At 75.4% G+C, this 12,273-nt stretch carries 12 protein-coding genes and 3 tRNA genes; 11 read left to right on the forward strand and 4 right to left on the reverse strand.

What is annotated here, in order from left to right; translation table 11 throughout:
- The first annotated feature begins 130 nt into the window (after positions 1–130).
- From GA0070558_RS01060 to GA0070558_RS01085, 7 genes are all read left to right on the forward strand, one after another.
- On the forward strand, positions 131–1,180 hold the full coding sequence (locus GA0070558_RS01060) for an AAA family ATPase (protein WP_091274476.1): 1,050 nt from the start codon (positions 131–133) through the stop codon (positions 1,178–1,180).
- 65 nt (positions 1,181–1,245) lie between these two features.
- A complete protein-coding gene (locus GA0070558_RS01065; protein ID WP_091274481.1) occupies positions 1,246–2,262 on the forward strand; it encodes a DUF58 domain-containing protein in 1,017 nt (338 codons plus the stop codon).
- A complete protein-coding gene (locus tag GA0070558_RS01070; protein ID WP_091274484.1) occupies positions 2,259–3,218 on the forward strand; it encodes a VWA domain-containing protein in 960 nt (319 codons plus the stop codon). Before GA0070558_RS01065 ends, GA0070558_RS01070 begins: the two co-directional genes overlap by 4 nt.
- A 71-nt stretch (positions 3,219–3,289) precedes the next feature.
- Complete coding sequence (locus GA0070558_RS01075; protein ID WP_091274487.1) at positions 3,290–4,153, forward strand: S1C family serine protease; 864 nt, start codon at positions 3,290–3,292, stop codon at positions 4,151–4,153.
- A 96-nt stretch (positions 4,154–4,249) separates the two neighbouring features.
- Positions 4,250–4,387 carry a hypothetical protein gene (locus GA0070558_RS33220; RefSeq protein ID WP_176734051.1) on the forward strand — a complete coding sequence of 46 codons (138 nt, stop codon included), beginning with the start codon at positions 4,250–4,252 and terminating at the stop codon, positions 4,385–4,387.
- Between the two features lie 82 nt (positions 4,388–4,469).
- A complete protein-coding gene (arfB, locus tag GA0070558_RS01080) occupies positions 4,470–4,895 on the forward strand; it encodes an alternative ribosome rescue aminoacyl-tRNA hydrolase ArfB (protein ID WP_043962281.1) in 426 nt (141 codons plus the stop codon).
- A gap of 173 nt (positions 4,896–5,068) precedes the next feature.
- The gene (locus GA0070558_RS01085; RefSeq protein WP_091274490.1) at positions 5,069–6,214 is read left to right on the forward strand and encodes a cellulose binding domain-containing protein; all 1,146 of its coding nucleotides are present in this window, start codon (positions 5,069–5,071) and stop codon (positions 6,212–6,214) included.
- Positions 6,215–6,425: 211 nt separating this feature from the next.
- Here GA0070558_RS01085 and GA0070558_RS01090 read toward each other — a convergent pair whose 3' ends face one another.
- The 3 genes from GA0070558_RS01090 to GA0070558_RS01100 form a co-directional block, all read right to left on the reverse strand.
- A complete protein-coding gene (locus GA0070558_RS01090) occupies positions 6,426–7,142 on the reverse strand; it encodes an O-methyltransferase (protein WP_091274494.1) in 717 nt (238 codons plus the stop codon).
- Between the two features lie 86 nt (positions 7,143–7,228).
- Positions 7,229–8,095 (reverse strand): 3-methyladenine DNA glycosylase, encoded by an 867-nt coding sequence (locus tag GA0070558_RS01095; protein ID WP_091274498.1) that lies wholly within the window; start codon positions 8,093–8,095, stop codon positions 7,229–7,231.
- A gap of 46 nt (positions 8,096–8,141) precedes the next feature.
- Positions 8,142–9,599: a hypothetical protein gene (locus GA0070558_RS01100; RefSeq protein ID WP_091274501.1), complete on the reverse strand. Its 1,458-nt coding sequence runs from the start codon at positions 9,597–9,599 to the stop codon at positions 8,142–8,144.
- A 165-nt stretch (positions 9,600–9,764) separates the two neighbouring features.
- On the opposite strand from GA0070558_RS01100, the gene GA0070558_RS01105 reads away from it, so the two are divergent.
- The 4 genes from GA0070558_RS01105 to GA0070558_RS01120 all read left to right on the forward strand — a co-directional run bounded on the left by GA0070558_RS01105 (position 9,765) and on the right by GA0070558_RS01120 (position 11,369).
- A complete protein-coding gene (locus GA0070558_RS01105; RefSeq protein ID WP_077936592.1) occupies positions 9,765–10,568 on the forward strand; it encodes a fumarylacetoacetate hydrolase family protein in 804 nt (267 codons plus the stop codon).
- Positions 10,569–10,694: 126 nt separating this feature from the next.
- Positions 10,695–10,766: transfer RNA gene (locus GA0070558_RS01110), tRNA-Gln, on the forward strand.
- Positions 10,767–10,899: 133 nt separating this feature from the next.
- Positions 10,900–10,972, forward strand: a tRNA-Glu gene (locus tag GA0070558_RS01115).
- A gap of 324 nt (positions 10,973–11,296) precedes the next feature.
- Positions 11,297–11,369, forward strand: a tRNA-Glu gene (locus tag GA0070558_RS01120).
- 170 nt (positions 11,370–11,539) lie between these two features.
- Here the strand turns inward: GA0070558_RS01120 and GA0070558_RS01125 are convergent.
- Positions 11,540–12,226: an IclR family transcriptional regulator gene (locus tag GA0070558_RS01125; protein WP_013284529.1), complete on the reverse strand. Its 687-nt coding sequence runs from the start codon at positions 12,224–12,226 to the stop codon at positions 11,540–11,542.
- Between the last annotated feature and the right edge of the window lie 47 nt (positions 12,227–12,273).

Here is a 12,273-nt window from a genome sequence, read left to right on the forward strand (position 1 = left end):
GCCGGCACCCTCGCGCCGTCCGCGCCCCCTGCGGCCTTCGGTGGCGGATGACGGTCCTCGTCCCGGTTCGGCCCGGTAAGGTGCTCGAATTCCGACGTTTGCCCGGGTGCCGGCCCGGGAAGCAAGCACCGTGACGGACATCTCGGACACCCTGGCCAGCCTGCCCACCGCGGTCGATCCCGATCCGAGCGGCGTCGAGCTGGAACAGACCCTCTTCGAGGTCAAACGCGTGATCGTCGGGCAGGATCGGCTCGTCGAGCGCCTGCTCACCGCCCTGGTCGCCGGCGGCCACTGCCTCCTGGAGGGGGTCCCCGGCGTGGCGAAGACCCTCGCCGCGCAGACCCTCGCGACCGTGGTCGGCGGGACCTTCTCCCGGATCCAGTTCACCCCGGACCTGGTCCCCTCCGACATCGTCGGCACCCGCATCTACCGGGCGTCGAAGGAGAGCTTCGACGTCGAACTCGGCCCGATCATGGCCAACCTCGTGCTCGCCGACGAGATCAACCGGGCCCCGGCGAAGGTGCAGTCCGCGCTGCTGGAGGCGATGGCCGAGCGGCAGGTCTCCATCGGTGGGCGCGCCTTTCCGGTCCCCACGCCGTTCCTGGTGCTGGCCACCCAGAACCCGATCGAGTCGGAGGGGGTCTACCAGCTCCCCGAGGCGCAGCGGGACCGGTTCCTCATGAAGATCGTCGTCGACTACCCCGGGGACGCCGACGAACTGGCCATCCTCTACCGGATGAGCACCGACCGGCCCACCCCGCGCAGGGTCCTCGACCCCGAGCGGCTGCGCGCGCTCCAGCGGCGGGCCGGCGACGTGTTCGTCCACCACGCCATCGCCGAGTACGTCGTCCGGCTGATCCTGGCCACCCGGGACCCGGGCCGGTTCGGGCTGCCCGAGATCGCGCCGCTGCTGGCGTACGGGGCGAGCCCCCGGGCCACCCTCGGCCTGGTCGCCGCCGCCCGCGCCCAGGCGCTGCTGCGGGGCCGCGACCACGTGCTGCCCGAGGACGTCCGGGAACTGGCGGTCGACGTCCTGGCCCACCGGCTGGTGCTCTCCTTCGACGCGGTCGCCGACGGGGTCGCCGCCGAGGCGGTGGTCCACCGGCTGGTCGACGCCGTGCCCCCGCCCCGGATCGCCGCCCACCACACCGGATACGCCACCGACCTGGCGGCGGCGTGAGGGCCCCGGCCGCCCCGCCCGCCGGCTCCGCCCGGGGAACACGGGCCGCCGGGGGAGCGGGGCCGGTGCCGCCGGACCCGACCCTGGCCGACCTCGCGCCGGACCGGCGGCTGCGCCGGCTGGAGCTGACCGTCACCCGCCGCCTCGACGGGCTGCTGCACGGCGAGCACCGGGGCCTGCTGCCCGGGCCCGGCAGCGAGGTCGCCGGCAGCCGCGAGTACCGGCCCGGCGAGGACGAGGTGCGCCGGATGGACTGGGCGGTCACCGCCCGCACCACCGTCCCGCACGTCCGCGAGGTGGACGCCGACCGGGAGCTGACCACCTGGCTGCTGGTCGACGCCAGCCCCAGCATGGAGTTCGGCACCGCCGAGCTGGACAAGCGCGAGCTGGCGGTGGCCGCCGTGGCGGCGGTCGGCTTCCTCACGGCGGGCTCCGGCAACCGGCTCGGCGCGCAACTGCTCGGCGCGCACGGGCTGCGCCGGTTCCCCGCCCGGGGCGGGCGTACCCACCTGCTCGGTCTGCTGCGGGCCCTGCTGGCCGCGCCGCGCGCCGCCGGGACCGACCCGGCCGCCGGCCCGTCCGCCGCGCCCGGCCTCGCCGACGGGCTCGTCGCCGTGGGCCGGGCCGCCACCCGGCGCGGCCTCGTCGTGGTGGTCTCCGACCTCCTCGACGGGCTACCGGACGACCCGGCCGACCCGCCGCCCTGGGAGGCGGCGCTGCGCCGGCTCGCCGTCCGGCACCAGGTGCTCGCCGTGGAGGTGACCGACCCGCGCGAGCTGGAACTGCCGGACGTCGGCCTGATCACCCTGGTCGACCCGGAGACCGGCCGCCGGCGGGAGGTCTGCACCGGCGACCGCCGGCTGCGCGAGCGGTACGCCGAGGCGGCCCTCGCCCAGCGCGACCAGATCCGCCAGGTGCTGCGCCGGTGCGGGGCGGCCCACCTGCCGCTGCGCACCGACCGCGACTGGTGCGCCGACATCGTCCGGCACGTGCACGCCCAGCGCCGGCTCGCCCTGGCCCCGGCGGCCAGCGGCACCGGCCGGACGGCCCGCCCCGGCGCGCTGTCGGGAGGTGCCGCGTGACCTGGCAGTCGCCCCTGCGGCTCTGGCTGCTGCTCGGGGTCGCCGCGCTCGCCGTCGGCTACCTGCTCGCCCAGCGCCGCCACAGCCGGTACGCGGTCCGCTTCACCAACCTGCGGCTGCTCGACCGGGTGGCCCCGCACCGCCCCGCGTGGCGGCGGCATGTGCCGGCCGGCCTGTTCCTGGCCATGCTGGCGCTGCTGGTGGTGGGCTTCGCCCGGCCCAGCGCCGAGGTGCGGGTGCCCCGGGAACGGGCCACCGTCATGGTGGCGGTCGACGTGTCGACCTCGATGCTCGCCTCCGACGTGGAACCGGACCGGCTCAGCGCCGCCAAGGAAGCGGCCCGGCGCTTCGTCGACGGCCTGCCCGACGAGTTCAACGTCGGGCTGGTCGCTTTCGCCGGCAGCGCCGCCGTGCTGGTGCCGCCCGGCACGGACCGGGAGGCCCTGCACGACGGCATCGAACGCCTCGCCGAGGGCAGCACCGGCGTGCAGGGCACCGCCATCGGGGAGGCGATCAACACCTCCCTCGGCGCGGTGCGGGCACTGGACAGCCAGGCCGCGAAGGACCTGCCGCCGGCCCGGATCATCCTGCTCTCCGACGGCGCGAACACCTCCGGCATGGACCCGATGGAGGCCGCCGCCGAGGCCGTCGACGCGAAGGTGCCGGTGCACACCATCTCGTTCGGCACCCCGTCCGGGTTCGTCGACCGGGGCGGGCGGCCCATCCAGGTGCCGGTGGACGGACAGACCCTCAAGGCGGTCGCCGACTCCACCGGCGGCGGCTTCCACGAGGCGACCAGCCGCGAGGAACTGCGGGCCGTGTACGACGACATCGGCACCTCCGTCGGCTACCGCACCCAGCGGCAGGACGTCTCCGCCCGGTTCATCGGGCTGGGCCTGGTGCTGGCCATGGGCGCTGCGGCGGGATCGATGCGGTGGTTCTCCCGGCTGCCTTGAACGCGGCGGCCCCACCGGCCGGCCCGAGCCGGCCGGACCTCCCCGACAGACGTGGACGTGAGGAGCAGCGGATGGCAGTACAGACCGGACTGGGCGAGCCGCGCGGGCCGTGGTTCGTCTCGCCCGAGCTCGACCCCGACGGGCGTGGCCGTCGGGACGTACCCGGTGGGGGCGGGGCCGACCGGCGGCGCAGCTGGCAGGGCCGGCTGCTGGCCGCCGCCGGGGTGGTGGCGCTGTCCACCCTGTCCGGTGCGGCGGCCGGTGCCTGGGTCGCCGACTCACCCGACGTGCCGGGCCCGGAGGCGGCGTCGGCCGCGCCGGTGCCGGCGGAGCTGGTGACCGCGGCCGAGCGCACCGTGCCGGGGGTGGTGTCGGTGCTGGTGGGCGGGGCCGCCGGAAACTCGGCGACCGGGTCCGGGTTCGCCATCGACGACCAGCAGCACCTGATCACCAACGACCACATCCTCGCCAAGGGGGGCGGCGGGGCGGTGACGGTGGAACTGCCGGACGGCCGGCGGTTCGCCGCCGAGGTCGTCGGCCGGGAGCCCGGCAGCGACCTGGCCGTGCTGCGGGTGCCGCCGGACGCCGGCCTGGCCCCGCTGCCGCTGGCCAAGCCGGGCGCCACCCGGGTCGGCGAGCCGGTGCTCGCGGTCGGGTCCCCGCTCGGGCTGGCCGGGACCGTCACCGCGGGTATCGTCAGCGCGCTCGACCGTCAGGTACGCCTCGGCACGAACCGGCACCGCGCCGTACAGACCGACGCGTCCATCAATCCGGGCAACTCCGGCGGCCCGCTGGTCAACGCCCGAGGTGAGGTGGTCGGGGTGAACACCGCCATCGCCACCATCGACGGCAGCGGCTCGATCGGCATCGGCTTCGCCATCCCGATCGAGCAGGTGCAGCAGAGCGCCGACGCGATCATCGGAAAGGGCGGCTGACCTGGGCCGGGCCGCGCTCCCGGGCGGCGCTCCCGGGCGGCGCTCCCGGGCGGCGCTCCCGGGCGACGCGGAGGGGAGAATTGGCAGATATTGGGCGTGGGATCATCGGCCCATGGAAACACCGTCCCGGGCGCGCGCCGCGCCGCCTTCGGGCTGATCCGGGCCGTCACCACGAAGGTCGGCGTGATCGCGCTGCTGCTCGTGGGCGGTCGCGTACGCCGCCGGCTCCGGTGACGACCGCGCGGGACCGGCGCCGGGCCCCTCGGCGACCCCCACGGCCACGCACGGCGCCCGGGCGGGGCGCTAGCCTGCTCACGTGGACGACGGACTGCGGGTGACCGACCGGCTGGTCGTGCCGGCCGCCGAGCTTCGGGAACGCTTCTCCCGCTCGTCGGGGCCGGGCGGGCAGGGCGTCAACACCACCGACTCGCGGGTGGAGCTGAGCTTCGACGTCGCCGGCTCGCCGAGCCTGCCCGAGCCGTTGCGCGCCCGGGCCCTCGACCGCCTGGCCGGCCGGCTCGTCGACGGGGTGCTCACCATCGCCGCCAGCGAGCACCGGGCCCAACTCGCCAACCGGGAGGCGGCCCGGGAGCGGATGGCGGCCCTGCTGCGCGAGGCGGTCGCCCCGCCGCCCCCGCCGCGCCGCCCGACCCGCCCGTCGCGGGGCGCGAAGGAACGCCGCCTCGCCGACAAGAAGCGCCAGGCGCAGCGCAAGCGCGACCGCCGGGTCGACGGCGACTGACCGCGCCGCGCGCTGCGCCGTCCGTGCCGCGCCGGCTCCGTCCGTGCCGCGCCGGCTCGGGGCGGAACGTGGGAGGCGGTTGAGCGCGACGCCGGGGTCTGCTGGAATGGATCCGGGAGCAACAGGGCCGTCACCGACCGCGTACGACGCCACGTGACAGGAGTTCCTCCGCCATGCCCCGAAAGCCCTTCCTCTCCGCCTTCCTCGCCGCCCTGGCGGCCGTGCCGCTGACGCTGCTGCTCGGGCTCGTCGCCGCGCCGCCCGCCCTGCCGGCCGCCGCCGACCCGGTGCGCGTGATGCCCCTCGGCGACTCCATCACCGGCTCGCCCGGCTGCTGGCGCTCCATCCTCTGGAACCGCCTCCAGTCCACCGGCCACACGAACGTCGACTTCGTCGGCACCCTCGGCCCGCAGGGCTGCGGCCAGCCGTACGACGGCGACAACGAGGGCCACGGCGGATACCTGGTGACGAACGTCGCCAACCAGAACCTGCTGCCCGGCTGGCTCTCCGCCACCGACCCGGACGTCGTGCTCATGCACTTCGGCACCAACGACGTGTGGAGCAACATCGCCCCGGCGACCATCCTGGCCGCGTACTCCAGGCTGGTCGACCAGATGCGGGCCAGCAACCCGGCGATGCGCGTGATCGTCGCGAAGATCATCCCGATGGCCCCCGCGAGCTGCGCCGAGTGCGGGCAGCGGGTGGTGGCGCTCAACAGCGCGATCGACGGCTGGGCGGCGGGCAAGACCACCGCGCAGTCGCCGATCGTGGTCGTCGACCAGTGGACGGGCTTCAGCACCGCCGCCGACACCTACGACGGGGTGCACCCGAACGCCGCCGGTGACCAGAAGATGTCGGACCGCTGGTACCCGGCGGTGGTCGCCGCGCTGACCGGCACCACCCCCACGGCGACTCCCACGGCCACCCCCAGCGCGACCCCCACGGCCACGCCGACGCCCACCCCGCCCGTCACGCCGACGTTGTCGCCGCCGGTCACCCCGACCTCGAACCCCGGCGGCGGGTGCACGGCCGTCTACCGGATCGTCGGGCAGTGGCAGGGCGGCTTCCAGGGCGAGGTGACCGTGCGCAACACGGGCACCGCCGCGCTGGGCGGCTGGACGGTCCGGTTCGGCTACGCCGACGGCCAGCGGATCAACCAGGCGTGGAACGCCGACGTGACGCAGAGCGGAACCGCGGTCACCGCGCGGAACGTGGGCTGGAACGGCGGCCTCGCCCCCGGTGCCGAGGCGACCTTCGGGTTCCTCGCCAGCGCCGGCTCCAGCAACCCGGTGCCGCTGACGAGCTGCGCCACGTCCTGATCCCCGGCCGGGCCGCGCGCTCGGGCTGACCGCCCCACCGCCGCCACCCTTCGTTCCCGTCCCTTTGCTCTGCACCCTGATCCGCAACAGTCACCGTCGGTGACCGCTGCGCCCGTGGGTGCAGAGCAAAGGGCGGAGAAGTGGTGGGTGGGGGTGGGGGTGTGGATGGGGCGGTCGGTGGAGGTCGGCGCGCGGCGCCGCCGGCCCGCCGTCAGCGGGTGTGGTGGTGCGCCGGCCCCGGCAGCAGCCAGTGGTTGAAGTCCCAGCTGAAGACCGAGGTGCAGGTCATCCGCTGGACGCCGGGCTTGAAGCCCCACAGGTCGAGCCGGCCGAGGCCGTGGGCGGCCAGCTCCGCCGCCGCCGGGTCGGTCGTCGCGAGGTCCGTGTCGTCGAGGACCACCAGGCCGGACGGGGCCAGGTACTTCGGCGCGACCCGGGCGCAGACGGTGCGGGAGGCGCCGTCGATCACCACCACGTCCCAGGGGGCCCCGTCGGCGATCGCCGTCACGTACGGGGAGTCCGCCGAACCGTCCCACCAGCCGTCGGCGCAGGGCACGTGCCGGATCTCCCCGTTGGCCGGCTGGGGGAGCTGGGCGAACCAGGCCGCGTCGTGCTCGACGGAGACGATCTCGCCGACCCGGCCGGGCCAGGCGAACCAGGACGTCGACGACCCCGAGCCGTACTCGAACACCCGCACGCCGGGGTGCAGCACCTCGTCCAGCCACCGCACGGCGGAGTAGCTGAGCCAGGGCAGCGGCCGGCCTTCGCCGTCGACGGGTGCCGCGCCCACGGACCGGTGCCAGCCCTGCCCGCGCAGGGTGGCCAGGGCCTCCAGCGACGTCCGCGCCTCGCGGCGGGAGCGCGGAATGCCGGGCGCGGTGCGCAGGATCAGGCCCCGCGCCCGCCCGGCGAGTGATCGTCTGGTCATGGTGCTCCCGTTTCCTCGGCCTCGCGCGTACAGGGAGCCAACGAACGACGAGTGCAAAAGGTGATGAAAGGTGCGAAACGGGGGTGTCAGGCCAGCGCGGCGAGCAGGCGGGCCCGCAGGCCGGCGGCCCGCTCGGCGAAGCCCCGCTGGGCGGCGGCGTACTCGGCCCGTCCCTCCGGCGTCTCCACCCGCACCGGCGGGTAGCCGAGCGCGGCGAGATCGTAGGGGCTGGCCCGCATGTCCAGGGTGCGGATCTCGCGGGCCAGCGCGAACGCGTCCGCCACCAGCTCGCTCGGCACCAGCGGCGACAGCTTGTACGCCCACTTGTACAGGTCCATGTTGGCGTGCAGGCAGCCCGGCTGCTCCAGCTCGTGCTGCCGCTCCCGCGTCGGGGTGAGCACGTTCAGCGGCCGGGCCGGCGCGGTGAAGAACCGGTACGCGTCGAAGTGGCTGCACCGCACGCCCCGCTCGTGCACGACCTCGGCGGTGCGCGCCGGGCTGAGCCGCAGCGGCCACGCGTTGTGGCGTATCTCCTCCTGGGTCTGCCGGTAGACCATCGCCCACTCGTGCATCCCGAAGCAGCCCAGGTGCGCCGGCCGGCCCGCCGTCGCCGCGAGCAGGGCACGGATCCAGCCGACCGATTCGGCCCGCCGGGCGCGTACCGCATCGGTGTCGAGGGTGAGCCCGGCGGACGTGGCGCGGTAGTCCCGGCCGAACTCGGCCGGGTCCGCGCCGCGCAGCACGACCCCCGCGCCCGGGTGCCAACGGCGCAGCTGTGCGGGACGGTGCGAGTAGTAGGTGAAGAGGAAGTCCTCCACGGGGTGCCTGCGCCCGGCGCGGCGGCGGGCCAGGTGCGGGGCCAGCCACGCGTCGACCCGCTCCTCGTGGGCCCGCCGCCGCGCCTGCCAGTCGGCCAGGTCGAGCGGCGCGGCGGGAGCGAGGGCGGCGGTCACCCGACCAGCGTACGGCCGCCGCCCGGCCGCCCCCGCCGGCCCCGCGTCAGGGCACGTCGACCCGGACCCCGGCGGAGAACACCCCGCTGCGCAGCTCCAGCTGCCTGGGCCGGTCCGTGCCGTCGACCGTGAACACCAGCGGCAGCACCAGCCGGCTGCCCGCGGCCAGGGGCTGGCCGAAGACGTCCCGCCCCTGGTTGGCCAGTCGGGTGGCGGCCTCGTCGGTGCTGACCCAGGTGCCCCCCGGCAGGTACGCCCGCTGCATCTCGCCGTGCCAGGTCTGCTGCTCGGGGGTGAGGTTGCGCACCCCGACCGTGGCCTGGCACTGCCGCCCGGCGGCCGACGACACCGACGGGCAGGCGATCCGGTAGACGGTGAACTCCAGCGCCTGCTCCCGCAGCGGCATGCCGATCACGCCGGTGGTGCTGGTGCCCACCCACGCGCCGGTGCTCGGCTGCTTGGTGGTGTCGATCGCGGCGACCCGTCGGGTGGCCGTCAGCGTCGCGGCGAGCACCACGCCGGCCAGGACCGCGGCGGCCGCCCCCACCAGCAGCCACACCGGGGGCCTGCGACGGCGGGCCACGGCGACCGGCGCGACCGGACGGGGCTGTCCGCCCTGGCCGGGTGCCGCCGCCGGGGCCGTGCCGGAGGACCCCGCGCCGGTGCCGGCGTAGACGGTCCCCGCACCGGCGGGCCGGTTCCCCGCACCGCCGGATCCGGTGCGCCCGCCGGTCGACGCGGCCGTGGCCCGGGCGCGGCGGTGCCGCTGCCACCACCAGAGCCCACCGGCCGTGAGCAGGAACACCCCGGCCAGCGCGGCGAGCAGCGCCGCGGGCCGCCGCCAGGCCGGCGCGTCCGTGGCCTGGGCCACCGGGACCGGTGAGCGGTCCCAGGTCGCGGTCGCGCAGTCGTACGGCCGGTCGCCGCCGGCGGCGAAGGCGCAGGCCGGTGCGGACAGGGCGCGGCCCGGCGCGGCGGTGGTGAGCGCCGTGTGCAGGGTCGTGGTGCTGCGCGGCGGGAGCCGCAGCTGCCAGGTCACCTCCGTGGTGGTGGCCGAGCGGCTGGTCCGCCCTCCGGGCGTGACCCAGGTCGCCGACGTTCCGGGCGGCAGCTCCTGGCGCACGGTGGTGGCCACGGGCATGCTGCTGGCGTTGCGCACCTGGACCTGGTAGCCCGGGGCCGGCGTGCCGGCCGGCGTGACCGCCACCGTCACGGCGGACGGTCCGCCCCGCGTCGGCACGACCACGGACGGGGAGACCAGCGGCGGCGGCGCGGGGGCCGCGGGCGTCGCGGTGCCCGTCGGGGTCGCGGTGTCCGTCGGCGTCGGCGCCATCGTGGCCGCCGCCGCCCGCAGCGCCCCCTGTGGCGGGGCGGCTCCGGGTGTGGTGGCCGCGGGCGTGACGGGCTTCGGGGCCACCGTGGGCAGCGCCGGCACGGCGGCGAGAATGCCCAGGCAGTGCACGAACACTGCGAGGGCCCTGTGGTGTCGTCTCGATGCAGGCATACGAACGAACCTCCGGTAGCCGACGCTAGGTGCGGCTCCCCGCCGTGCGGGTACGAAGCGGCGAACCCGGCCCGCGGCGGCGGCAGCCGGCGTACGCTGGCCCGCCGCGCGCCGCCGAGCGCCCGGTGCCGGTGCCGCCCGGGGCGGGCGGGCTAGATTGGCCTGGTGCGTATCGCTCGTTTCGCTCATGCCAAGGGAATGTCGTTCGGGGTCGTCGAGGGCGAACCGGGGGCGGGCCCGGAGGGCCTGACCGTCGCCGAGATCGAGGGTCACCCGTTCGGCCAGATCCAGTTCAGCGGCGCCCGGTGGGCGCTCTCCGACGTCCGGCTGCTCTCCCCGATCCTGCCCAGCAAGGTGGTCTGCGTCGGCCGTAACTACGCCGAGCACGCCGCCGAGCTGGGCAACGACGTGCCCAAGGAGCCGCTGCTGTTCCTCAAGCCGTCCACCTCCGTGATCGGGCCACGAGACGCCATCCGGCTGCCGATCTTCTCCAAGCAGGTCGAGCACGAGGCCGAGCTGGCCGTGGTGATCGGCGCGCCGGGGGCCCGCCGGGCCGACCGGGCCGCCGCCGAGCGGGCCATCTTCGGCTACACCTGCGCCAACGACGTCACCGCGCGGGACCTTCAGCGCTCCGACGGGCAGTGGACCCGGGCCAAGGGCTTCGACTCGTTCTGCCCCATCGGCCCGTGGATCACCACGGGGCTCGACGTGACCGACCTGGAGGTCCGCTGCGAGGTCGGCCGCAACCCGGACGAGATGGAGGTACGCCAGCTCGGCCGCACCCGGGACATGGTCTTCGACGTGCCGGCCCTGGTGTCGTACGTCTCGCACGTGATGACGCTGCTCCCCGGGGACGTGGTCCTCACCGGCACGCCGGCCGGGGTTAGCCCGCTCACGGAGGGGGATACGGTCACCGTGCGTATCGAGGGGATCGGGGAGCTGAGCAACCCGGTCGTCCCGGTGACCTGAGTCGTCGGGAAGCCCGAAGCCGCAGGCCAGATGCGGTTTCGGGCCCCCGATTTGGCCTGTGGGGGGCGGGAGGGTAAAGTTTCTCTCCGGTGCCGCAAGGCGCCGAACGGCACCGCGAGGTGCCAATGGGGTATGGGGTAATTGGCAGCCCGACTGATTCTGGTTCAGTTAGTCTAGGTTCGAGTCCTGGTACCCCAGCAACCGGCGTTCGTGAGAGTGTCGGTCGCTGGATCAAGTCGGAGATCGCTCCGGCCCGCGCAAGCGGGCCAGAATGATCTCTGGTAGTTTTCAGCGGCACCGCCCGGCAGGGCGGTGGAGCAAGACAGGTTCTGGCCCCGTCGTCTAGCGGCCCAGGACGCCGCCCTCTCAAGGCGGTAGCGCGGGTTCGAATCCCGTCGGGGCTACAGGTTGTCCAGCCCGTCTCACTGTGGTGAGGCGGGCTGATTTGCGTCCCAGGCCTCGTGCCGGCGGTCGGCCCGGTGCCGGCCTGCTTCGTGCCGAGCCTGCTTCGGTGCCGGGCCGGCTTGGTTCCGGCGTTCTGCCTCGTGCGGGCCCGCCTGTCCCGCGCCGGCCGCCCGTTCTCGTGCGGCCCGTTCTCGTGCGGGCGGCCTGTCGCGTGCCGGCCCGGGATGCCGTGGCGCGACGCGCACCCCTGTGCGCTCACCCCCGGGGCCCGTCGCTAGAATACAGCGGCACCGTCCGGCAGGGCGGTGAAGCAGGAAAGTTCTGGCCCCGTCGTCTAGCGGCCCAGGACGCCGCCCTCTCAAGGCGGTAGCGCGGGTTCGAATCCCGTCGGGGCTACACCCAGGAAGGCCCGTCTCACCCCGGTGAGCCGGGCCTTCCCCATTCCCCCGCCCCCAGCCCCACCCCACCCACTCCGTGTCGGTGATCAAGAGATTTGCGTCAGGTTCGGTGCGACAGATGACGCAAATCTCTTGATCACCGGGGGCGGAGGGGGCGGGGTGGGGGGGTTAGAGGCCGCTCAGGCGTTGGCCGGCTCGGACGACGGCCATGGCGTGGCGTTCGCCGGGGCGGCGGCCGAGGCGTTCGATCGGGCCGGAGATGCTGATCGCGGCGATCACCCGGCCCGTGCGGTCACGGATCGGGGCCGAGACGCTCGCCACACCCGCCTCCCGCTCGGCGACGCTCTGCGCCCAGCCGCGGCGGCGCACCTCGGCGAGGGTGCGTCCGGTGAACTTCGACCGGGGCAGCAGCGGCATCACCGCCTCCGGCGGCTCCCAGGCCAGCAGGATCTGCGCCGCCGAACCGGCGGTCATCGGCAGCACCGAGCCCACCGGGACGGTGTCCCGCAGCCCGCTGGCCCGCTCGGCGGCGGCCACGCAGATCCGCTCGTCCGCGCGGCGCAGGTAGAGCTGGGCGCTCTCCCCGGTGGCGTCGCGCAGCGCGGCCAGCAGCGGCTCCGCCGCCGTCAGCAGCACGTCCGGCGCGGCGTTGGCGAGCTCACCGAGCCGGGGGCCCGGGCGCCAACGGCCCTGGGTGTCCCGGACGAGCATCCGGTGGATCTCCAGCGCCTGTGCCAGCCGGTGCGCGGTGGCCCGGGGCAGCTTGGTGCGTTCAACGAGTTCGGCCAGGCTGGCGCCGTCGACACAGGCGGCCAGGATGACCACCGCCTTGTCGAGAACGCCGACACCGCTCATACTGTGTCCCACAAGCCGAAATTTACCTCCCAGAATTTAGGATGTCC

The sequence above is a fragment of the Micromonospora haikouensis genome, assembly GCF_900091595.1.
Lineage (GTDB): Bacteria > Actinomycetota > Actinomycetes > Mycobacteriales > Micromonosporaceae > Micromonospora > Micromonospora haikouensis.

Coding starts and splice junctions, on each gene's coding strand:
- GA0070558_RS01075 (WP_091274487.1), top strand. CDS start 3,290: ATGGCAGTACAGACCGGACTGGGCGAGCCGCGCGGGCCGTGGTTCGTC.
- GA0070558_RS01085 (WP_091274490.1), top strand. CDS start 5,069: ATGCCCCGAAAGCCCTTCCTCTCCGCCTTCCTCGCCGCCCTGGCGGCC.
- GA0070558_RS01090 (WP_091274494.1), bottom strand. CDS start 7,142: ATGACCAGACGATCACTCGCCGGGCGGGCGCGGGGCCTGATCCTGCGC.
- GA0070558_RS01100 (WP_091274501.1), bottom strand. CDS start 9,599: ATGCCTGCATCGAGACGACACCACAGGGCCCTCGCAGTGTTCGTGCAC.
- GA0070558_RS01125 (WP_013284529.1), bottom strand. CDS start 12,226: ATGAGCGGTGTCGGCGTTCTCGACAAGGCGGTGGTCATCCTGGCCGCC.